Annotated in this window: 17 protein-coding genes; 11 read left to right on the forward strand and 6 right to left on the reverse strand. The window is 69.3% G+C overall.

What is annotated here, in order from left to right; genetic code table 11:
• Positions 1 to 65: 65 nt before the first annotated feature.
• Positions 66 to 875 (reverse strand): AraC family transcriptional regulator, encoded by an 810-nt coding sequence (locus FCK90_RS10810; RefSeq protein WP_181954291.1) that lies wholly within the window; start codon positions 873 to 875, stop codon positions 66 to 68.
• A gap of 126 nt (positions 876 to 1,001) precedes the next feature.
• Here FCK90_RS10810 and FCK90_RS10815 point away from each other — a divergent pair, with 126 nt between their 5' ends.
• The 9 genes from FCK90_RS10815 (at position 1,002) to FCK90_RS10855 (ending at position 12,226) form a co-directional block, all read left to right on the forward strand.
• On the forward strand, positions 1,002 to 2,120 hold the full coding sequence (locus tag FCK90_RS10815; RefSeq protein WP_158034312.1) for an ABC transporter substrate-binding protein: 1,119 nt from the start codon (positions 1,002 to 1,004) through the stop codon (positions 2,118 to 2,120).
• Positions 2,120 to 3,184, forward strand: coding sequence for a FecCD family ABC transporter permease (locus tag FCK90_RS10820; RefSeq protein ID WP_158034313.1), 1,065 nt, complete (start codon positions 2,120 to 2,122; stop codon positions 3,182 to 3,184). Before FCK90_RS10815 ends, FCK90_RS10820 begins: the two co-directional genes overlap by 1 nt.
• A complete protein-coding gene (locus tag FCK90_RS10825; protein ID WP_246180177.1) occupies positions 3,181 to 4,293 on the forward strand; it encodes a FecCD family ABC transporter permease in 1,113 nt (370 codons plus the stop codon). The genes FCK90_RS10820 and FCK90_RS10825 overlap by 4 nt, the downstream gene beginning before the upstream one ends.
• On the forward strand, positions 4,290 to 5,162 hold the full coding sequence (locus tag FCK90_RS10830; RefSeq protein WP_158034314.1) for an ABC transporter ATP-binding protein: 873 nt from the start codon (positions 4,290 to 4,292) through the stop codon (positions 5,160 to 5,162). The genes FCK90_RS10825 and FCK90_RS10830 overlap by 4 nt, the downstream gene beginning before the upstream one ends.
• A 1-nt stretch (position 5,163) precedes the next feature.
• Positions 5,164 to 7,164 carry a siderophore-interacting protein gene (locus FCK90_RS10835; protein WP_158034315.1) on the forward strand — a complete coding sequence of 667 codons (2,001 nt, stop codon included), beginning with the start codon at positions 5,164 to 5,166 and terminating at the stop codon, positions 7,162 to 7,164.
• On the forward strand, positions 7,154 to 8,857 hold the full coding sequence (locus FCK90_RS10840) for an ABC transporter transmembrane domain-containing protein (RefSeq protein WP_158034316.1): 1,704 nt from the start codon (positions 7,154 to 7,156) through the stop codon (positions 8,855 to 8,857). Before FCK90_RS10835 ends, FCK90_RS10840 begins: the two co-directional genes overlap by 11 nt.
• Positions 8,854 to 10,644, forward strand: coding sequence for an ABC transporter ATP-binding protein (locus FCK90_RS10845; RefSeq protein WP_158034317.1), 1,791 nt, complete (start codon positions 8,854 to 8,856; stop codon positions 10,642 to 10,644). Before FCK90_RS10840 ends, FCK90_RS10845 begins: the two co-directional genes overlap by 4 nt.
• Before the next feature lie 132 nt (positions 10,645 to 10,776).
• Positions 10,777 to 11,019 (forward strand): helix-turn-helix domain-containing protein, encoded by a 243-nt coding sequence (locus tag FCK90_RS10850; RefSeq protein ID WP_158034318.1) that lies wholly within the window; start codon positions 10,777 to 10,779, stop codon positions 11,017 to 11,019.
• Positions 11,003 to 12,226 carry a type II toxin-antitoxin system HipA family toxin gene (locus FCK90_RS10855; protein WP_158034319.1) on the forward strand — a complete coding sequence of 408 codons (1,224 nt, stop codon included), beginning with the start codon at positions 11,003 to 11,005 and terminating at the stop codon, positions 12,224 to 12,226. Before FCK90_RS10850 ends, FCK90_RS10855 begins: the two co-directional genes overlap by 17 nt.
• 103 nt (positions 12,227 to 12,329) lie before the next feature.
• Here FCK90_RS10855 and FCK90_RS10860 read toward each other — a convergent pair whose 3' ends face one another.
• From FCK90_RS10860 to FCK90_RS10880, 5 genes are all read right to left on the reverse strand, one after another.
• Entirely contained in the window at positions 12,330 to 13,838 is a 1,509-nt protein-coding gene (locus FCK90_RS10860; protein ID WP_246180179.1) for an amidase, read from the reverse strand.
• Complete coding sequence (locus tag FCK90_RS10865; RefSeq protein ID WP_158034320.1) at positions 13,835 to 15,145, reverse strand: M20 family metallo-hydrolase; 1,311 nt, start codon at positions 15,143 to 15,145, stop codon at positions 13,835 to 13,837. The genes FCK90_RS10860 and FCK90_RS10865 overlap by 4 nt, the downstream gene beginning before the upstream one ends.
• A gap of 48 nt (positions 15,146 to 15,193) precedes the next feature.
• Positions 15,194 to 16,543: an MFS transporter gene (locus FCK90_RS10870; RefSeq protein WP_246180180.1), complete on the reverse strand. Its 1,350-nt coding sequence runs from the start codon at positions 16,541 to 16,543 to the stop codon at positions 15,194 to 15,196.
• A 278-nt stretch (positions 16,544 to 16,821) separates the two neighbouring features.
• Entirely contained in the window at positions 16,822 to 17,736 is a 915-nt protein-coding gene (locus tag FCK90_RS10875) for a LysR family transcriptional regulator (RefSeq protein ID WP_158034321.1), read from the reverse strand.
• Position 17,737: 1 nt separating this feature from the next.
• Positions 17,738 to 18,331, reverse strand: a complete 594-nt coding sequence (locus tag FCK90_RS10880; RefSeq protein WP_158034322.1) for a cyclodeaminase/cyclohydrolase family protein — start codon at positions 18,329 to 18,331, stop codon at positions 17,738 to 17,740.
• 186 nt (positions 18,332 to 18,517) lie between these two features.
• Here FCK90_RS10880 and FCK90_RS10885 point away from each other — a divergent pair, with 186 nt between their 5' ends.
• Positions 18,518 to 19,939: an NCS1 family transporter gene (locus FCK90_RS10885; protein WP_158034323.1), complete on the forward strand. Its 1,422-nt coding sequence runs from the start codon at positions 18,518 to 18,520 to the stop codon at positions 19,937 to 19,939.
• The gene (locus tag FCK90_RS10890; RefSeq protein ID WP_158034324.1) at positions 19,936 to 20,667 is read left to right on the forward strand and encodes an aspartate/glutamate racemase family protein; all 732 of its coding nucleotides are present in this window, start codon (positions 19,936 to 19,938) and stop codon (positions 20,665 to 20,667) included. Before FCK90_RS10885 ends, FCK90_RS10890 begins: the two co-directional genes overlap by 4 nt.
• Positions 20,668 to 20,716: the final 49 nt, after the last annotated feature.

The following is a 20,716-nucleotide window of genomic DNA, read 5'->3' on the forward strand; positions in this document are numbered from 1 at the left end:
CGTCGTTGACGTGCTTCTGACCGTCGGATCCCGTGCGGAACGGTCAGATGCACGTCACGGCTGCATCAGCTCGCGGCGGTCACCTGCTCGAACCGGTCGGCGACCTCGTCGAACCGGCTCGGCGGCACCCCGTACCTGGCCTTGAAGGCTCGCCGGAACGCCGTGACGTCCTGGTATCCCGCCCTCTGCGCGGCCAGTGCCAGCGGGCAGCCCGCGCACAGCCGGTTCAGGGCCTCTGCCAGCCGGTGGTGACTGCGCCACCGCTGCAGGGTCAGCCCGGTCTCGGCCAGGAACTGCCGCTCCACCGTGCGCTGGGACACGAAGACTCCCGCCACCAGGTCGCGCAAGGGCCTGGGATCGGCGGGGTCGGCTAAGAGGAGGGCGGCGACCTCCAGAGCCTCCCGGGAACGCGGCAGGGGAGGACGGCCGGGCTGGCGCCACCCGGTGATCCGGTCGACCAGCTGGACCTCCAGGTCGGCTCCGGCGTTGAGCACCGGGCTGAACTGATGCTGCACCATGGCCAGCAGCAGGGTCGCGAAGTCGTCGTCCACCGGCCACATGGCTCCGGCCCTCAGATGCCCGACCGGCAGGCCTAGGCGGACGAACACCGGTAGGACCACCGACTCCGGGCCGACGCTGAGCCGGTGCCGCACGCCGGCGGGCACCCAGCACACGTGCCCGGCCGCGAGCGAGTGGGCGACCCCGTTCAGGTGCAGATCGGTGGAGCCGCGGTGCTGCCACAGCAGCAGGTGGCAGTCCCCGTGCACTCGCTCGGGAACCCGGATCGAGGGGATCCCCAGTCCCGCGCCCGATTCACCCGATCCGGCGTGTACCGGCCCGACGGCGGCCATTGCTACTCCCACGGCGTTTCCCATCTGACGCATCCTGCACGCACGATGACGCATCGCGCACGCCCTCCCAGAATAGCGAAGGTTAGCCTTAGCTAAATTCGACTGCCATTGGGGGCTGTCGTGTGCCGTGATTGAAAGGTCCTCCCCTCCATGAACAAGAAGCTCTCCGTCCTCCAGGCGCCCCGCCTGCGCACCGGCGCCGCCGTGGCCACCGCTGTCGTCCTCGCCTTCGGCCTGGGCGCCTGCGGCGATTCCGGCAACGGCGGATCCGGCTCGGGGGACTCCAGCACCTCCGCCGACGGCGGCAGCGCCCTCCTTCCCGAGGCCGAGGGCACCACCCAGTACCCGCTGACCCTCGACTCCCCGTGGGGCGAGACCAGCCTGGAGCAGCGGCCGGAGAGGGTGGCCGTGCTCGCCGGTGAGCACGACGGCGAGTACCTCTCCATGCTCGGGGTGACCCCCGTCTTCGCGCCCTCGGACATCGAGGAGATGGTCTGGATGCAGGACGCCTTCCCGCAGGAGATCGAGAACACCGCCGAGGTGGACTGGAACGAGCCGCCCTACGAGGCGCTCGCCGCGGCGAAGCCGGACCTGATCGTGGCCACGTTCAACATCGACCAGTCCAAGTACGACCGGCTCAAGACCATTGCGCCGGTGGCCACCGTCTCGGGCGAGAACGGCGAGCCGGAGGCCGGGGAGACCTGGGAGCAGCGGATGACCGACGTGGGGGAGGCACTGGACCTGAAGGCCGCCGCCGAGGAGAAGATCGGCGAGCAGGAGGAGACCGTCGCCAAGGTGCGCGAGGATCACCCCGAGTTCGACGGCAAGACCATCACCTACGCCGTCTACTACGACACGGAGACCGGGTTGAACTTCAACAACGTCTCCGGCTCCAACTCGGAGGCGGTCTTCTCCGACATGGGCTTCGCCGAGAACCCCAACTCGAGCAAGTTCGTCAACGACCCCACCGTCTCCAACGAGAAGCTCCCCGAACTGGACGCCGATGTCATGCTGATCTCCGACAACTCCGCTCGCGGGGAGAGCGCGTCCACGATCAACACGATCAAGGACCTCGACCTCTACAAGAACCTGCCGGTGGTCAAGAACGGCCACACGGTGGACTACCTCAACACCATCGACGGATTCGAGGTCGACGGCGAGGCGCATGAGGGCAATGTGGCATGGGCCCTGCACGTCGCGGGACCGATGGGCGAGGTCTGGGCCACGGAGACCCTGGCTCCGCTGCTGAGCGACGCCATCCAGGACTGATGCCTGCTACGGCTGCCCTCGCTCAGCCGCCGACGAGCGTCGAGGACGTCACCGCCGCCCCGCAGTTCCTGTGGCGGCGGCGCGTCCTCGGCCTCGTCGTCGTGCTGGCGGCCCTGCTGGCCGCGCTGTTCTTGAGCCTGCTCGTCGGGGCCAGCATGAAGACCCCGGCCGAGACCTGGCAGGGACTGGTCCATCCGGACGGCTCGGAGGCCTCGCTGATCGTGTGGACCCTCCGCGTGCCGCGCACCGTGCTCGCGGTGGTGGCCGGTACGGCCTTCGCCGTCGCCGGGGCGCTGATCCAGGCGATCACCCGCAACCCCCTGGCCGACCCTGGCATCCTCGGCGTCAATGCCGGTGCGGGGTTCGCGGTCACCGTGGGGGTGGGTCTTCTCGGCGTGACGGGCGGTCCGCTGTTCCTGTGGATAGCCTTCGCCGGGGCGCTCGTGGCCACCGTGCTGGTCTACCTGATCGGCTCGGGCGGCCGCGGCAGCGCCTCCCCGGCCACCCTGGTGCTCGCAGGGGTGGCCCTCAGCGCCGTGCTCGGCGGCATCGGCACGGTCATGGAACTGTTCGACCCGGACACCTTCCGCGACGTGCGCCGCTGGGGCCTCGGCTCGGTGGTGGTCACCGATCTGAGCGGGGTGGAGCTGATGCTCCCCTACCTCCTGGTGGCCCTGGTCATCGCCCTGGCGATCTCCGGGTCGCTCAACGCGATCGCACTGGGGGACGACTTCGCCACCTCGCTCGGCGCGCACGTGACCCGCACCCGCCTTCTCGGGATCGTCGCCGTGACCGTCCTGGCCGGCGGCGGGACCGCGCTGACCGGTGGCATCGCCTTCGTGGGGCTGATGGTCCCGCACGTGGTCCGGTGGTTCACCGGCCCGGACCAACGCTGGGTGATCGCCTACTCCGCCCTGGCGGGGCCCGTGCTGGTGCTCCTGGCCGACGTGCTCGGGCGGGTGGTGGTCATCCCCAGCGAGATCGAGGTCGGCCTGGTCACCGCCGTCGTCGGCGCCCCGGTGCTGATCGCCCTGGTCAGACGCAAGAAAGCGAGCGGACTATGAGCCTCTATATGCGGCAGCGCCGCGAGGGGCCGGAGGGCGGACCCGGAGCCCGGCGCGCCGTCGTCGACTTCGGCACCCCCACCCTCGAGCTCACGACCCGGAGGCTCTCGAGCCGGATCGGCGTCAGGTCGCTGACCGTGACCCTGGTGATGGCCGCTATCGCGGTGATGATCGTCATCGCCATGATGGCGATCGGCGACTTCCCCCTGACGATCCCCGACGTGCTGGCCGCGCTGGCGGGCACGGGCGATGAGTTCCACCGGGTCATCGTGATCGAATGGCGCCTGCCGATCGCCCTGGCCGCCCTGGTCTTCGGCGCGCTGCTGGGTCTTGGCGGGGCGATCTTCCAGTCCCTGACCCGCAATCCGCTCGGCTCCCCGGACATCATCGGTTTCGACGCCGGGTCGTTCACCGCGGTGCTGGTGACCATGCTGGTGTTCGGCACCCGCAACTACTGGACCGTGGCGACGGCGGCCATCGTCGGCGGCATCGTCGTCGCAGCCGTGGTCTACCTGCTGGCCTTCCGCGGGGGCATCCAGGGCTTCCGGCTGATCATCGTGGGCATCGGCGTCGCCGCCATGCTCGGTTCGGTCAACTCCTATCTGATCACCCGCGCGAACCTGCAGGACGCGATAGCGGTGGGCTTCTGGTCGGCCGGCACGCTGTCGCGCACCAGCTGGTCCAATCTCGTCCCGGCGATGCTGCTCGCCGCGGTGGTGGTCCTCGGGTCCGCGCTGCTGGCATCCGGGCTGCGCCAGCTCGAGCTGGGCGACGACGGCGCCCGCGCCCACGGGGTCGCCCTGAACCGCGACCGCCTGCTGCTGATGGTCCTGGGCGTGATGACCACGGCGATCGTGACCGCGGCGGCCGGGCCCATCGGGTTCATCGCCCTGGCCGCGCCCCAGCTCGCCCGCCGCGTCGCCGGAACGGCGGGGGTCGGCCTGGCGTCGTCGGCCGCCATGGGCGCCCTGCTGCTGTCCGCCGCCCATGCGATCGCCGTGCTCTCGGCCATGTGGTTCCTGCCGATCCCGGTGGGCCTGGTGACCGTGTGCATCGGCGGCACCTACTTCATCATCCTGCTGATCCGCGAAGCCCGGAGGCATCTGTGACCCCTGCACCGACCCCCGCTGCTCACGTGCACGCCGGCGCCGATGCCCCGGTTCGCGTCGAGGACGCGACGATCGCCTACGACACCCGGGTGATCTCCGAGCACCTCTCCGTGGCGGTTCCCGAACGCTCCTTCACCGCGATCATCGGCCCCAACGCCTGCGGGAAGTCCACGCTGCTGCGCACCATCTCCCGGATCCTGGCCCCTTCCTCCGGCCGCGTGGTCCTGGACGGCGCCGACGTCCAGTCCTACGGGGCCAAGGAGGTGGCTCGCAGAATGGGCCTGCTGCCGCCGACCTCCCTGGCCCCGGACGGGATCCGCGTGGCCGACCTGGTGGCCCGCGGCCGGTTCCCCCATCAAGGCCTGTTCCGGCAGTGGAGCGCGCAGGACCGCGACGCCGTGGCCGCCGCGCTCGAGGCCACCGGCACCACGGAACTGTCCGGGAGGCTCGTGGACGAGCTCTCCGGCGGGCAGCGACAACGGGTGTGGGTGGCCATGCTGCTGGCCCAGCAGACCCCCATCATGCTGCTGGACGAGCCCACCACCTTCCTGGACATCGCCCACCAGTACGAGCTGCTCGAGCTCTTCCGCAGGCTGCACGCGCAGGGACGGACCGTCGTGGCCGTGCTGCACGACCTCAACCAGGCCGCCCGCTACGCCTCGACCCTGATCGTCATGAAGGACGGCCAGGTGGTGGCCACGGGCACGCCCGCCGAGGTGTTCACGGCCGGGCTGATCGAGGAGGTGTTCGGGCTGCGCTGCCTGGTGGTACCGGACCCGGTGACGGGTACACCCGCCGTCTTCCCCCTCGCCCCCGAGGACCCGCCGGCAGAAGCCGGGGCCCTCGCCGACGATTCACAGGAGTACTGACATGGCCCAGAGCCTCCGGCACACAGAGATCTTCCCCATCACCGTCCGCGAGGTCGAAGTGCTCCGCGTGACCGACGTGACGCCCGGGATGCGCAGGATCACCCTGGGCGGACCGGGGATGAAGGCGCACACCGCCCCGAACGGGCTGCCGGTCAACGCCTTCCGTTCCGACGGGTTCGACGACGAGTTCAAGCTGTTCTTCACCCACCCCTCCCGTGAGACCCCGTTGTTCCCGGAGCAGGGAGAGGGGCGGGTGATCTGGCCGCGCGACGAGCACCTGGTCTTCCGCACCTACACGGCCCGCCGCTGGGATCCCGCCGTCGGGGAGCACGGTGAGCTGCACGTCGACTTCGTGGTCCACGGCCTGGGGGCGGCGACCACCTGGGCGCGCCGCGCCCAGCCCGGTGACGTCATCCCGATCGCCGGCCCGAAGTCCTCCTCGACCCACCCTCAAGGGGCGGACTGGACCCTGGTGGCCGGGGATGAGACCGCCCTGCCGGCCATCGGGCGCTGGCTCGAGGAGTGGCCCGCGGGAGCCCGGGGCCAGGTGTTCATCGAGGTGGCGGAGGACTCGCACCGCCAGCCGGAGCTTCCCGTCCCCGACGGCGTGGAGCTGACCTGGCTCAGCCGCGACGGTGCGGAGCCGGGCACCACCACGCTGCTCCAGGACGCAATCGTCGCCGCCGACTGGTGGGAGGGCACACCCTTCGCCTGGGTGGCCGGGGAAGCGCTGACCCTGGCGCCCATCCGCCGGTGGCTCAAGAGGGAACGGGGCCTGGACCGGGAGCAGGTCGAGGTCACCGGGTACTGGCGTCGTCAGGCGGTCGCCGCCTCCTCCGAGGACCCGGAGCTGCCCGAGGACTCCGACGCCGAGAGCGCCGCCGAACGGCTGCACGAGCTCGCCGAGATCGTGCCGGGTTTCGCGATCCGGACCGCCGTGACCCTGGGGCTGGCCGAGGCCTTCGACGGCGCCGCGAAGTCCCCGGCCGAGCTGGCCTCTGCCCTGGGCGTGCCCGAGGACGGGCTGGCCAGATTGCTGCGCTACCTGGCCGCCCTCGAGGTACTGGAGGCCGAGGGGACACCGGACCGGCACGAGGGCATGCCGGCCGATACGACCACGCGGTACCGGTTGGGCGCCGTCGGCCAGATCCTCGAGGAGGAGCACGTCCAGCAGGAACTCGATCTGGACGGCTATCACGCCTATGCGGAGGTGGCCGCCTGCCTGTCCCTGCTCGATGCCGTGCGCGGCACGGGGGAGGGCCACGTCCGGCACTACGGCGCCACTCACCGCGAATACGTCGAGCAGACCCCGGCGCTGCAGGCCTCCCGGATCGCGGACGCCGAGGAGTTCGCCGGGTACATCGCCGCGACGCTGGCCGGGGCCCTGCCGTTGGCGCAGCTGCCCACGGTGGCGGTGGCGGGGCCGGCCGCCGGGGAGCTGGCCCATACCCTGGCCGGAGCCGATCCGGCCGTGCGGGTCACCGTACTGGGCACCCCCGACGAGCTCGAGCAGTACGCGGTGAACCACCCCGCGCACGAACGCGTCGGCACGGCCGTGGCCAGCCTGTTCGAACCGCTGGCGGAACGGTACTCCGCCGTCCTGCTGGCAGGGGTGCTCAGGAACTCGGGCGACGCGGATGCCCGGCACATCCTGGCCGGCGCCGCGGGCAGCGTGCGCCAGGAGCCGGAGACGGGAACGGTCTACGTCTTCGAACGTCCCCTGGACCCGGCGGACATCGACGAGCACGATCTCGAGCACGACCTGATCGACTACGCCCTGACCGGAGGCGGGGCCAGAACCGACGACGAGCTCAGGGGCCTGTTCGCGGAGGTCTCCGGGCTGCACCTGGCGGGCACGCGGATGGTCGGCTGGGGCGGATCCCTCTACCTGCTGCGGCCCGGCCCCGGGGCCTCCGACGAGAACCCGCCGATCGGCGTCTCCCTGTCCGACCCAGCAGGGGACGGCACCGCGCCGGAGGCCCTGGACCGAGATGTCAGCTGAACCGGGGCGGAAGACACTGACGGAGAAGACACCGACGGAGGAGAACGACACTTGGACGGGAGGAGGGGAGAGCAGGCGCAGGTACGGCTGGTTCGAGGCCCCGGCCGCACCGCCGGCGACCATGCGGCTGCGCTTCGATCCGCGCGCGACCCCGGCCGGGCTGCTGCGGCAGATCTGCCGGGCCAGTCTCCGGTGGGTCGGCGTGGGCGCCACGCTGACCGCCGTCGGCAAACTGGCCTCCACCTTCATCCCCGTGGCCATCGGCGCGGTCGTGGACCGGGTCTTCGCTCCGGCGCTGGACGGTGCGCCCGCAGAGCAGGTCTGGGGTGCGCTCGCGATCATGCTGGCCGTCTTCGCGGGCCTGTACGTGATCATGATCTCGACCCTGCGCTTCGGCGGGCGGATCGGCTGGTACGGGGTGCAGCGCGCCCAGCACGAACTGAGCCAGCAGGTGATCTCGCGCACCCTGGCGGTCGGCAACGGCGGCCGGCTGCCCGGGGAGGTGCTCTCCAGGGTCACGGCCGATGTGTCCCGAGCCTGCCGGGTGCTGTTCGTGATGGTCTACCCGCCCGGCGAAGCGGTGGCGCTGCTCACCACCACGGTGATCCTCTGGTTCCTCCACCCGGCGCTGGGGATCACGGTGCTGGTGGGCGCGCCGGTCATGCTGGCCCTGCTGAACCTGATGAGCAAAGCGCTCGAACGCCGGTCCGCCGCCGAACTGGCGGCCCTGGGGGAAGTCGCGGGATCGGCCTCGGACACCCTCGAGGGAATGCGCACGCTGCGCGGGCTGCACGCGGAGCGCGCGGCGGCCGAACGATACGGCGCCGTCTCCCGTAAAACCCTGCGCACCACCTTGGCGGCGCGGTCCACCGAGGCGCGGTTCGACGGCGTGGTCTCCGGCGTCAGCGCCCTGTTCGCCGCCCTGGTGGTGGCGGTGGCGGCCGTGCTGGGTCTTCGGGGGGAGGTCAGCGTTGGCGCGCTGGCGACCGTCGCCGGGCTGAGCGTGAGCGTGATCGGCCCGCTGGGCACCATCGTGGACGCGCTCGTCTCCTTCTGGGCCTCCGCGCGCGGGGCCGCGGGACGGATCCTCGATCTCTCCGCCGGCGGAGATCCGGACCGTCCCGACACTGCAGGCACCGCGGCTGGTGCCGGTGATGCGATCTCGAGCCGGGTGGACACCCTGGCGGCGCGTCTGGCCGCGTCCGGAACCGGGTTCTGCGTGGTCAAAGCGGGAACCGCGGGGCCGGAGGCCGCTGGTGCTCTGGTCCGCGGGCTGCAGGGGCAGCCCGGCGTCCTGGCCGCCCCGCGGGCACCGCAGATGCTGGCCGGTTCGGTGGCGGAGAACGTGCGCGCGGTGGGACAGCGCGACGTCGACCACGCCGAGGCGACGGGCGCCCTCCGAGCGGCCTGCCTGGAACCGGCGGAGCTGTCCGGTGGATACGACCACGACACCGGCGAGTTCGGCTCCGCCCTGTCCGGGGGGCAGCGTCAGCGCGTCGCCCTCGCCCGCGCCCTGGCCGCGCGCCCGCCGACGCTGGTGCTGGTGGAACCGACGACCTCCGTGGACGCCGCCACCGAGCAGCAGATCGCCGTCAGAGTGGCCCGGCACCGGGCCGGCCTGGCCACCGTGGTGGTCACCGACTCGGCGGCGTTCGAAGCGGTGGCGGACGAGACCGTGGAGCTCGGATCGTGAGCGCGCGGGAGGCCCCCGGAGCCGGCGCTGCGGCGCAGCTCACGCAGCGGCAGCCGCGCATCCTCCCGGTCGCGACGGGACGGCAGACGCTGGCCGAGCTATGGGCGGCCTTCAGGGGCCGCCGGGTCGCTCTGGCCGGGATTCTCCTGCTGTTCGCCCTCGGGGCCGTGATGGCGCTCGTGGTGCCGTTGCTCATCGGCGCGATCGTGGACCTGATCATCGCCGGCCGCGGTCAGGCGGTCTGGTGGATGATCGTCCTGCTGGGCAGCGCCGGCGTCGTCACGGGGGTGCTGGCCTGGCTCTCCGCGTGGGGCATGGCCCGACTGGTGGAACCGGTCCTGGCCGGGCTCCGCGAACGATTCGTGAGCCAGGTGCTCAGGCTGCCGCGGCAGCTCGTGGACTCCGTGGGCGGAGGAGACGTGCTCTCGAGGGCGACCGCGGACGTGACCGAGCTGTCCGAGAACGCGACCTCGATCCTGCCCCGGCTGACCTCGCTGGTCTTCACGCTCGTGGCCGTGGGTCTCGGGCTGGGGGCACTGGACTGGCGTTACCTGGCCGCAGCGCTGGTGGTGGCGCCGATGGTGGCGTGGACCATGCGCTGGTACCTGCGGACCGGACCGGTCACCTATGCGGCCGAGCGGCGTGCGCTGGCCGGCCGGGCCCGGCACGTGGTGGACACCTTCAGGGCCGAGCGGACGGTGCGGGCCTACCGGCTCGAGGACCGGCAGGTGGCCCAGGTGAGGGACGCCTCCTGGGTGCACGTGGGCTGGGCGATGCGGACCAGGATCGTGCAGAACGTGCTCATGGCCCGGGTGAGTTCGACCGAGCTGGCCGGCTTGCTGGTGGTGCTGGTCGTGGCGACCTGGATCGCGCTGACCACGGATACCACCGCCGGCGCGCTGACCGCCGGAGTGCTGCTGTTCCTGCGGATCATGGACCCGGTCGCCGAGATGCTGTTCATCGCCGACGACCTGCAGTCCGCGGCTTCCGCCCTGGGCCGAGTGGTCGGGGTGACCCGCCTGGGTTCCGCCGGGAACCCCGAACGAGCTGTTGCCGCCGGCGGACCCGGGGAACGCGGCGCTACGAGCGCACTGGTCAGCCTGCGCGGGGTCCGCTTCGCCTACGACGACGGCCCCGAGGTCCTGCACGGGATCGACCTTGACCTGCACCCCGGGGAGCACGTGGCGCTGGTGGGCTCCACGGGGTCGGGGAAGTCGACCCTGGCGGCGATCGTCTCCGGCTTGCTCGGCGCGGACTCCGGCCGGCGGTCGGCGACGGTTCCGGACGAGGCGATCGGGACCGTCACCCAGGAGGACCACGTATTCGCCGCGACCCTGCGGGAGAACCTCACCCTGGCGGCACCGGATGCCGGTGACGACCACCTGCTGGCCGTCATCGACCGGCTCGGCGCCGGTGCCCTGCTGGCCGACTGCCCGGAAGGGCTGGACACCGTCCTGGGACGGCAGGGGCACACCCTGGACCCGGCGGCCTCCCAGCAGCTGGCCCTGGTCCGCCTGGCCCTGGCCGGGCCTCAGCTGGCGGTGCTGGACGAGGCCACCGCCGAGGCGGGCAGCGTGGACGCCCGCAGGCTGGAGCAGACCGCCGCCGCAGCAGTGCGCGGACGGGCCGCCCTGGTGGTCGCGCACCGCCTGAGCCAGGCCGCCGCGTGCGACTGCATCCTCGTGCTGGAAGGCGGGACCGTGGTCGAGCGGGGCAGCCATCACGAGCTGGTGTCGGCCGGAGGCAGATACGCCCAGCTGTGGCGGGTGTGGTCCCGCGGCGAGTGATGCGCCTCCGGAGGCGCAGCGCCCCGACCTCGAGCCCCCGTGTTATCTGGATTTCAAGATAGACTCGCACTATCTTGAAATCCAGATAACACGGATATATCCGGGAATCCCGATACACCAGGAGGCCGGTCGATGAAACGCACGGCACGACTACGCACACCCGCGGACTTCGGACTCGCCATCCAGCAGTCGCGGCTGGCCCACGGCATGTCGCAGAGCGAGCTGGCCGAGGAGATCGGCATCAGCCAGAGCGCGGTCAGCGAGATCGAGAGCGGCAAGTCGACGATCCATCTGAGGCGCCTGCTCGCCATGGCCGGGGCGACCGGCCTCGAGCTCACCGCGACCTGGAGGGAGGACGATGAGACTGGCGGTTGAGCTCTACGACAGGTTCATCGGAACGATCGAGGGCGGGGCGAGAGACTACGACTTCGTCCCGGCCGAAGAGGGCATCGAGCACTTCGGCACGAACAGTCCCGTACTGTCGGTGGCCATCCCGCTGACCCCCGCTCAACGCCGCCATCATGCGGCCCGGCGTAGAAACTGGTTCAGCGAGCTCCTGCCCGAGGGTGACCAGTACGACTACATGCTCGCGCAGAGCAGGCTCCGCAAGGGCGATACTCCGGCCTTCCTCGCTCGGTACGGCCGGGACGTGGCCGGGGCGTTGCAGATCTGGGACCTCGAGGACCCCACCGAGCCCAGGACACCGGAGCTCAAACCGGTAACCGATTCCCAGGTCCGCCGACTGCTCGAGGACCCGATCGGCTCCCCGCTCGGAAACGATGCCGCCACGGGCAAGTCCTCGCTCGGAGGCGTCCAGCCGAAGGTCGTCCTGGTGGAGACCGGGCAGGGCTGGGCGCAGGCGCTCGGCGGCCATCCCACCACGCACATTCTCAAACCGCAGCTCGGCGGGATGGGAGGATCCGTCATCTTCGACGAGGAGTTCGGCTCTCGCGTGGCTCGTCGGATCAGGCTGGCGGAGTTCGGCACCTCGATCCAGGAGTTCGACGGCCTGCCTGCACTCGTCATCGAACGATACGACCGAAGGGACGGCGTACGAGTCCACCAGGAGGACTTCAATCAGGCTCTCGGCGCCGAGGGCAACGAGAAGTATCAGGAGCTCGGCGGCGTCGTGAGCCTGGGGCGGGTGGCCGAGACCTTGAGACGCCACACCCCGGAGCCCGACCTGCATCGGCTCGCCAGGATGACGGTTCTGGCAGTCGCGGTCGGGAATCTCGACATGCACACCAAGAACCTGGGGCTCCTCCACTCTCCCGATGGGGAGGTCCGGCTGGCTCCTGCCTACGATGTCGTGCCTCAGGCGCACCTGAGCAAGGATGGGAGACTCGCCCTGTCGGTGAACAGGAAATACCGCCATCTGGAGATCACGCGTGAAGATCTCGAAGCGGAGTTCTCGGCATGGCGCCTGCGCCGGGGGAGGGCCGTGATCGACGAGACCCTCGAGGAGCTCGCGGACGTGATCCGGGACGAGACCCCGCTCCAGGGCGCCTTCCCGCAGCTCCATGAGCGGATCTCGGGTTTCATCGACCATCTGCGCTCCGGGCGCAGCGTTGGAGGGCAGTAGCGCCGTTCGGGCCGCTTCGTCGTCGTTGACGTGCTGATGACCGTCAGACCCCGTCGGGAACGGTCATCAGCACGTCGACGGTGCGCCGGCTGTCCGTGCGGCGTCAGGCGGCGACCAGCGGCCAGGGCTGGATCGCCTCGATCGCGGCACCCGCGCGGAACACGCTCTCCTCGGCGTAGGGATGCCCGACGATCTGCAGGCCCACCGGCAGCCCGTTGCCGGCGAACCCCACGGGTACCGACAGCACGGGGCAGCGGTTGCTCACGTTGAACGGCACGGTCATATGCCCCTGCCAGTAGTGCTCGAGACGGACCGGACCACCGGCGGGGCCGGTCGCCTCGAGACCGTCGAGGTAGTCGCCGTCGGCGCGCAGGCCGTCGACGGCGTTGACAGGCGCCAGTAGCGCGTCGTACCCCGCCATCGCGGCGGCGAGATCGGCCTGGAGCCGTGCCTCGCCCGCAAGCGTGTCGACGAGGCTCATGCTCCGGCCCGCGGTCGAGGCGTCATCGATGAAGCGCTGCGTGTAGGCGGCGACCTCGGTCATATCCTCGGTCAGCTGCCTCATCGCCGGGGCGAGGATGTGGCCGAAGTGCCCCATCGTCAGATCGCGGACCGCGGCGGAGGTCCAGGGCAGCTCGAACTCCTCGACGACCGCGCCGGCCGCGACGAGCCGTGCCGTGGTCTCGCGCACCGCGCGCTCGACGTCGGGATGCACCGGGTAGTCCCCGAGCCGCACCGCCAGCGCGATACGTCTGCCGACCAGCCACTGCGCAGCGTCCCCGTACTCGGTCGGAAGGGGGCCGTGACCGGGAACGGTGCCGTGATCCACGGGGTGGATGCCCGAGAGCACGTTGGTGAGCAGGGCGGTGTCGGCCACACTGCGGGCCATGGGTCCATCGCCGCGGTACCAGTCGGCCGAGAGGGGCGGCAGCCCGGGGATGCGCCCGTATGGCGCCTTGTAGCCGACGACGCCGCAGAAGGCGGCCGGGATGCGGGTGGATCCGGCGATGTCCGAGGCCGTCGCCAGCGGGGTGAAGCCCGCTGCGAGCGCGGCTCCGGCTCCGCCGGACGAACCGCCCGGTGAGAGCTCGCGGTTCCACGGGTTGCGCGTCACGCCCCACAGCTTCGAGTGGGTGACCGTGGCGCAGCTGAACTCGGGGGAGGCCGTGCGGGCGTGCACGATCCCGCCCGCGGCCCGGATGCGCTCGATGACCGGGTGGTCGGCCGGGGCACGGTCATCGCGCAGCTCGAAGAATCCCTGGCTCAAGGTCTCGCCGGCGATGCCGTGCTTCTCCTTGGTCGCGACGGGCAGCCCCAGCAGGGCGCTGCTGCCCCGGCCGAGGGTCTCGTCGTACTCGCCGCGCGCGTAGCGCCGTTCGGCGTCGAGCGCCTCCGCACGGCTGCCCTCGAGGACCTGCACGACGGCGTTCACCGCGTTCGCGGAGCCCTCGCCGTCCATGGCGCGGCCGCCGAGAGCGGCTCCGTCGTCGGCGTGGATGCGATCCAGCAGGGCGTCGAGGACCTCGACGGGGGATAGTTCACGCGCGCGGAAGCTCCGCAGCGTCTCGACCGCGCCGAGGGCGTGGATCCCGTGGTTCACCACCGATGTCACCCCTGTCCTTCCGCCGGTGCGGAGCCCGGGTACTCGACGCCGTCGAGCGCTCCCGTCAGGAGCTCGGCGAGCACGGCGGTGAGGGCGTGCACCCCGTTGACCATGTCCCCGTCCTCCGTGAACTCCCTCTCGCAGTGCGATACCCCGTCGACCGACGGTATGAACATCATCACCGACGGAGTGATCGTGTTCATGGCCACCGAGTCGTGCCCGGCCATGGTCTGCATGCGCCGCACGCTCAGCCCCAGCTCGGCGGCGACGCGCTCCTGCAGCGCCACGCCGGCCTCCGGGTAGTAGCGGTTGGGCCGGATGTCGAAGTCGCGTGCGACGATCTCGAGGCGTTCCGCCTCGGCCGCCCGCTGGAAGCGCTCCATGAGGCGGTCGCGCGCCTGCTGCACGATGACGGGGTCGTTCGCGCGCAGATCGGCGACCAGGTGGACCCGGCTGTTGACCACGATCGGGGAGTTGGGCTCGACCGTCATCTGCCCGACCGAGGACACCAGGGTGCCGTCGGGGAACTCGCTGCAGATATCGCGGACCAGCATGATCACCTGCGCTGCGCCGACGAGCGCGTCGCGGCGGTCGGCCATGGCCGTGGCTCCCGTGTGCGACTGCTCGCCAAGCACCTCGATATCGAGCTTCTGCGTGTACCAGCTCGAATCGACGGCTCCCAGGGCGATGCCCTCCTGCTCGAGGATCCGCCCCTGCTCGATGTGGATCTCCGCGTAGCCCGCGACCTCCTCCGGCCCCGTGGAGGTGCCGAGGTATCCGATAGCCGCCAGGGCCTCGCCCACGCTGGTGCCCTCGGCGTCGCGCACGGCGGCGATCTCGTCGCGATCCATGAGGCCCGTGTAGACCGAGCTGCCCATGATCGAGGGAGCGAAGCGGCTGCCCTCCTCGTTGAACCAGTCGACGACGACGAGGTTGTAGTCGGGGCGCAGCTGCCCGTCCCGCACCCGGCGTTCGATCTCGGCTGCGGCATGGAGCGAGGCGAGCACCCCGTAGGCGCCGTCGAAACGCCCACCGCGGGGCTGGGAGTCGAGGTGCGAGCCGGTGAGGACCGCCGGGGCGCCGGGGCGCAGTTCGACCGTGGCGAACAGGTTGCCGATGTGATCGCACTCGACCTGCCAGCCGCGCTCGCGGGCGAAGGCGGTGAACCAGTCGCGGGTGCGGCGGTCGGCGTCGGTGGCGGCCTGCCGTTCGACGCCCTGGTGCTCGGTCGCTCCGATGGTGGCGACGTGGTGGAAGTCCTCGAGGAAGCGCTGTGCGATATCCGCGTGGGGTTCAGCGGGGGGTGTGGTTGTCATTCGGTGGCTCTCAATCGTCGAAGGGTCTGGCGGTGCGGCGGGTGCGGGTCAGTTCGTCCAGCCGCGGGTCTCCGGCACCCGGGTGATCGCCATCGCGAGCAGGGTCAGGAGGGCGATGGCGATCACGTAGAAGGCCGGCGAGAAGGGCACCGCCGTCGCGTTGACGAGTGCGGTCCCCACGAAGGGCGCCGTCCCGCCCAGGATCGCGTAGCCCAGGTTGTAGCTGAAGGCGGCGGAGGTGAAACGGCTCTTCGTGTCGAAGACCTCGATGAAGAAGGTGTAGCAGCCGCCGCCGTAGGAGCAGATCGCGACCACGAACAACAGCTGCCCGCACAGGGCCAGAGCGACACTGCCGCTGGTGACGAGCATGAAGGAGGGCACCGCCAGGACGGCGATGGCCAGTGCCCCGCCGATCATCATGGGCCGCCGTCCTACCCGGTCGCCGATCATGCCCGCGATGGGCAGCAGGATCGTGTACATGAGCATCGCGAAGCCGTTGAGCAGCAATGACTGCTCCCGGCTCAGGTTGCCGGAGGTCTGGACGTAGGAGACGAAGTAGCCGGAGAGGAAGTAGAACCCCATCGCCGTGAGGCCCATGATGAACACGACCTGGATCATCTTGAGCCAGTTGTTGCGGAAGGCATCGCGGACGGGCGTGTGCTTGGCGATCTCCTGGTCCTCGATCTTCTGCTCCTGCTCGTGCATCATCTCCTTGAACGCGGGGGACTCCTCGGTCCTCGAGCGGATCCACAGCCCGACGAGGGCCAGGGGCAGGGCGATGAGGAAGGGCATCCGCCAGCCCCAGGACTGGAAGGCCTCATCGCTCATCGAGCTGGAGAGGAACAGGATGAAGAACGCCGCGACCACCGAGGGGAGTGCCGTCGCCGCCAGGGTGATGTTGATGAAGAGGCCGCGGTGCCGGATCGGGGCGTGCTCGAAGACGAAGGAGGGCGCGCCCGCGGACTCGCCTCCCGCGGACAGGCCCTGGAGCAGGCGGAGGAGCACCAGCAGGATCGGGGCCAGGGGCCCGACGGTCTCGTAGGTCGGCAGGAGGCCGATCCCGGTGGTGGCCACGCCGATGGTGAGCAGAGTGATGACGAGCACGTTTCGCCGGCCGATCCGGTCGCCCAGGGCGCCGAAGAACAGACCGCCGAGCGGGCGGATGAAGAACGCGACCCCGAAGGTCGCGAACAGGGCGAGCAGGCCCACGAGCTGATTCTCCGAAGGGAAGAAGAGCGAGGAGAGCACGACGGCGGAGAGGCCGTAGAGCGCGAAGTCGTAGAACTCGATGAACTGGCCGACGCTGCCGCCGGCGAGCACCCGGCGCTGCATAGGGGTGATCCCGGGTTTGCGCGGAGTCAGAACGTGTTGGGCTTGGCTGTCTGCTTGGTCCGTCATGGTCACTCAGAGTCCGGTATTCACATAGTCACTGTCAATAGATGGTGTGACGCGTGGAATGCAGGACGGTGTGCTCAGCCGCTGGGAAGTGTCATGGAGCCTCGTACTGGAAACCGCTCTGTAACAATGATTTTCGGGGTTTGAGAGTGCGCGATTGCCGGTATGGCGCCATTCTCGCGTTCCACCGGAAGGGTCTGTACGCATGGATTGTCAACATTATCCATAAACTTTTCTTATGGGAATGGCCAAGATTTTTGGTTGGAAAAGAGAGCGCAGATTCAGCGCAGACCCGAGTAGAGCCGCCGGCAGATCTCGCTGAACGCATCGATCCGGTGCGACTCCTGCCCGCTCCGGCGCACCAGGCACACGTCGAGGCCCGGCAGCGGGCCTTGGAGCGGGACGGCCACCACCCGGGTGCCGCCGTAGGTGACGTCATGGGCAACGCGCTGGTTCAGAACGGACACCCCGAAGCCGCTTCCGACGAGCCCTCGCACCGTCTCGTACCCCTGCACCCGGAAGCGCACGGTCGGCTCCACCCCGGCGGAGTGGAAGAGGCTGACGTAGTAGGAGGCCGTGTGCGGGAGGTCGAGCAGGATCAGCGGATCCGATGCGAGCTGCCGGAGGCTGACGGGGGCCGCGGAGCTCGCCAGCGGATGCTCCGCCGGCACGATGGCATGGGGGGCGATGGTCTCCAGGACCTCGGTCTTGTAGTGCTCGAACGGCGCCATCGCATAGGCCAGCCCCACATCGACCTCCTGGTCGTCCAGCAGGCGGACCAGTTCGTCGTGATCGGCTTCGACGAGCTCCAGCGTCAGTTCCGGGTGGCGGCGGGCGCAGGCCTGGATCAGGGTGGGAGCGCGGAACGGAGCCATCGGGGCGTAGATGCCGATGCGCAGCACGCCGCTGAGAGAGCTCCCGAAATTGCCGGTTCGCTCCCTCATGCTCTCGGCGTGCGCCAGCAGGGCGACCGCATCGAGATGGAACTGGCGGCCGGCCGCCGTCATCCTGATGCCCTTGCGCGGGACCCGCTCGAGCAGGGTGACCCCCAGATCGCGTTCGAGCTGATTGATCGCGGTGGACAGCGCCGGCTGGGAGATGTGCAGCTTCCTGGCCGCTTCGGTCATGCTGCCGGCCCGCGCCGTCTCCGTGAAGTACCGGAGCTGGATGAGGGTGAAGTTCGCCGGTGAGGCCATGTCAGCCGCGGATCCGCCCGCGGACCTCGCGGATCAGGTCGTCCGAGCGGGCGATCAGATCCTCGGCGGCCTGGAGATTCTCGTGGATCCCCGCCCGGACGCCCTCGTCGTGCAGAGGCGCGAGATCCGTTTCGAGGGTCAGGACGGCGGCCACGACCGCCCCGCGAACGGCGCCGAGCCCAGCGCCCACGTCGCTGAGCACGTTCGGGTTGCAGCCGGCCAGCACCTTCCCGGCCAGATCGACGACCTGCGCAGCGGCCTCGGCGATCTCCTTCGGGGGCGCGGTCGCTGCCCGCAGCGCCTGCTGGATCCGGTTCGAGCGTTCCCGGCGCTGGCGTTCGTCCTCGCGTGGAAGATCGTAGGCCTCGGCGACCTGGGCGAACGCCTGCTCGTCGTCGTCGGACAGCCCCAGGGCCCGGGAAGCCAGCGCGCCGCATTGCCCGGCCAAGTCCTCCTGATCGCTGAACCGGGCGGCCATGGCCACCAGGCCCGCCCCGTGGGCTACCTCAATAGCCGCCGTCGCCCCACCGCCCGGAGTGGGCTCCCCGGAGGCCAGCTGCTCTACGTACTGTTCGATCGTTGCGTGCCGGATCATGCCGCCAGGCTATGCCAGCTGATTGGCGCCGGGGCGATCATCTCTGGGATCGGCCCCCTGAATCTTGTTCATGGCTCTTGCAACAACTTATACACGGCGCAGAAACGTCGGTGCAGCGTCCGGAGGAGATCCTGAGTCGAAGCCATCACCGGGCCGGGTATTCCCTGGTCGAGGAGGAGTTCCCCAATGTCGATCACCGAATCCGTTGCCCAAGAGCACGCTCCATCCAGTGGGGCGCAGGCCCCGGTGCCGTCCTCTCCCGAGCGCAAAGCGGGGGGTGAAACCCTGGCGCCGAGCCGGCATCGCATTATGGGGCGATGGTCGTACCTCGCAGCCTGGATGGGCGGATGCGTCTCGATCGGAACCTTCACCGTCGCATCCAGCCTGGTCGGTACCTTGAACCTGCTTCAAACCGTGCTGGCGGTGACGATCGGATGCCTGGTCATCGCTGTCGGCCTGGCCATCAATGGCCAGGCCGGTCACAAATACGGCATTCCTTTCGTGGTTCAGGTGCGTAGTTCCTTCGGTTATGCGGGCACCAAGATCCCGGGCCTGGTCCGTGCCATTCCCGCCCTGGTCTGGTACGGGTTCCAGAGCTGGGTAGGAGCGGGTGCGATCAACCTGGTGACCGCGGAACTCTTCGGCTTCGACAACGTCGTGGTCTGCTTCATCCTCTTCCAGGTACTGCAGATCGGGCTCTCAATCTACGGTTTTACCGGCATTAAATGGCTGGAGAATATCGGTGTAATTTTCATCCTCGGCGCGCTCATCTACATGTTCATCAGCGTTATCAATACCTACGGTGATGAAATCGGCACGGATCTCATCGATGTCGAAGGCACCTGGGGTGTTCCGTTCTGGTCCGCGACCATGTTGTTCCTCGGTATCTACGCGACCATGATGCTCAATGTCAGCGACTACTCCCGCGAGCATGTCAAGGACACGGGACCGAGTCTGCTGACGACCATTTATTCGATGGCCATTCTGCCGGTCACCTTGTTCATGGGTGCCATCGGGTTCATGGTCTCCGGTGCCACCGGGACGATGGATCCCATCGAGGTTTTCAGCAACGCGACCGACAATACCCCGCTGTTGATCATCACGATGCTCTTCATCGCCTTCGCGCAAGTCACCACCAACGTCCTCAATAACGTGGTGCCTCCCACGTACGTGTTCATGGACGTCTTCAAGATCCCGTTCAAAGTCGCCGTGGTGCTTATCGGCTTGCTTGCCGTGGCAACATGTCCGTGGCTCCTGGTCCGGCCGGAGTCGGCGGACGGCCTCAGCACGTTCATCCAGATTTATTCGGCATTCCTCGGTCCCATCTTCGCAATCATGGTGGTCGACTACTATGCGATCCGGCGCCGGACTTTGCAGCTGGCGGCGTTGTACGACGAAACGGGTCCCTATCGCGGGGTGAATCCGGCGGGGGTTATTGCGCTGGTCGTCGGTGCGGCGTCTGCGTTCGCCTTTGCGGAGGTAGGCTGGTACGTCAGTCTGGTACCAACCGGCCTGGTCTATTACTTCCTGATGACCAAATGGCCCGCTTGCAGGAGATTTCTGCCTGTGACGGGGGAAACCTCAACCGCGAACACGGAGAGCGCGTGAAGATTCTCGTAGTCAACGTCAACACCACAGAGTCGATGACAGCGAGCATCGCCAGCCAGGCACGGGCGGCAGCCTCTCCGGGTACGGAGATCGTGGGGCTGACGCCAGAGTTCGGTGCAGAATCGGTTGAAGGAAATTTCGAGAGCTACCTCGCAGCTATTGCGGTCATGGACCGCGTGATTACCTACGACGGCGAGTACGACGCCGTCATCCAGGCGGGGTTCGGCGAGCACGGCAAAGAGGGGCTTCAAGAGCTTCTGGACGTTCCAGTGCTGGACATCACGGAGGCGGCCGCTCACGTGGCCTCGATGTTGGGGCGCAAGTTCTCGGTGGTCACGAGCCTCGACCGAACTGTGCCACTTATCGAAGAGCGGCTTCTCGTGGCCGGCCTGAATGCCCACTGTGCGTCGGTGAGGGCCAGTGGACTAGGCGTACTCGATGTCGAACGGTCGAAGGACCGCGCCGTCGCCGCTATCGTGGAGCAAGCAGTCCGGGCGATCCAGGAAGACCACGCTGAGGTCATCGTGCTCGGCTGCGGAGGTATGGCAGGACTCGACGTGGCGGTGCGTGAAGCAACGACGGCACCGGTCGTCGACGGCGTCGCTTCGGCGGTGCAACTGGCTGAGTCGCTCGTAGCCCTGAGCTTGACCACGAGCAAACTGAGGACTTATGCGAGTCCGGGCGCGAAGAGGGTGCTGAGCTGGCCGCTCAGCGAACATCTGAGCTGAACCCGGTTCGCGATGAACCCTTTGCGCACCTCGGTGCCATGCCTTGACG

Origin of the sequence: Kocuria coralli (assembly GCF_008831305.1) — a bacterium.
Taxonomy (GTDB): Bacteria; Actinomycetota; Actinomycetes; order Actinomycetales; family Micrococcaceae; genus Kocuria; species Kocuria coralli.

What these genes read in the sequence shown, in the direction of transcription:
- FCK90_RS10810 (WP_181954291.1), bottom strand. Translation starts at nt 875, where the DNA reads ATGGGAAACGCCGTGGGAGTAGCAATGGCCGCCGTCGGGCCGGTACAC.
- FCK90_RS10815 (WP_158034312.1), top strand. Translation starts at nt 1,002, where the DNA reads ATGAACAAGAAGCTCTCCGTCCTCCAGGCGCCCCGCCTGCGCACCGGC.
- FCK90_RS10820 (WP_158034313.1), top strand. Translation starts at nt 2,120, where the DNA reads ATGCCTGCTACGGCTGCCCTCGCTCAGCCGCCGACGAGCGTCGAGGAC.
- FCK90_RS10825 (WP_246180177.1), top strand. Translation starts at nt 3,181, where the DNA reads ATGAGCCTCTATATGCGGCAGCGCCGCGAGGGGCCGGAGGGCGGACCC.
- FCK90_RS10835 (WP_158034315.1), top strand. Translation starts at nt 5,164, where the DNA reads ATGGCCCAGAGCCTCCGGCACACAGAGATCTTCCCCATCACCGTCCGC.
- FCK90_RS10840 (WP_158034316.1), top strand. Translation starts at nt 7,154, where the DNA reads ATGTCAGCTGAACCGGGGCGGAAGACACTGACGGAGAAGACACCGACG.
- FCK90_RS10850 (WP_158034318.1), top strand. Translation starts at nt 10,777, where the DNA reads ATGAAACGCACGGCACGACTACGCACACCCGCGGACTTCGGACTCGCC.
- FCK90_RS10855 (WP_158034319.1), top strand. Translation starts at nt 11,003, where the DNA reads ATGAGACTGGCGGTTGAGCTCTACGACAGGTTCATCGGAACGATCGAG.
- FCK90_RS10865 (WP_158034320.1), bottom strand. Translation starts at nt 15,145, where the DNA reads ATGACAACCACACCCCCCGCTGAACCCCACGCGGATATCGCACAGCGC.
- FCK90_RS10870 (WP_246180180.1), bottom strand. Translation starts at nt 16,543, where the DNA reads ATGACGGACCAAGCAGACAGCCAAGCCCAACACGTTCTGACTCCGCGC.
- FCK90_RS10875 (WP_158034321.1), bottom strand. Translation starts at nt 17,736, where the DNA reads ATGGCCTCACCGGCGAACTTCACCCTCATCCAGCTCCGGTACTTCACG.
- FCK90_RS10880 (WP_158034322.1), bottom strand. Translation starts at nt 18,331, where the DNA reads ATGATCCGGCACGCAACGATCGAACAGTACGTAGAGCAGCTGGCCTCC.
- FCK90_RS10885 (WP_158034323.1), top strand. Translation starts at nt 18,518, where the DNA reads ATGTCGATCACCGAATCCGTTGCCCAAGAGCACGCTCCATCCAGTGGG.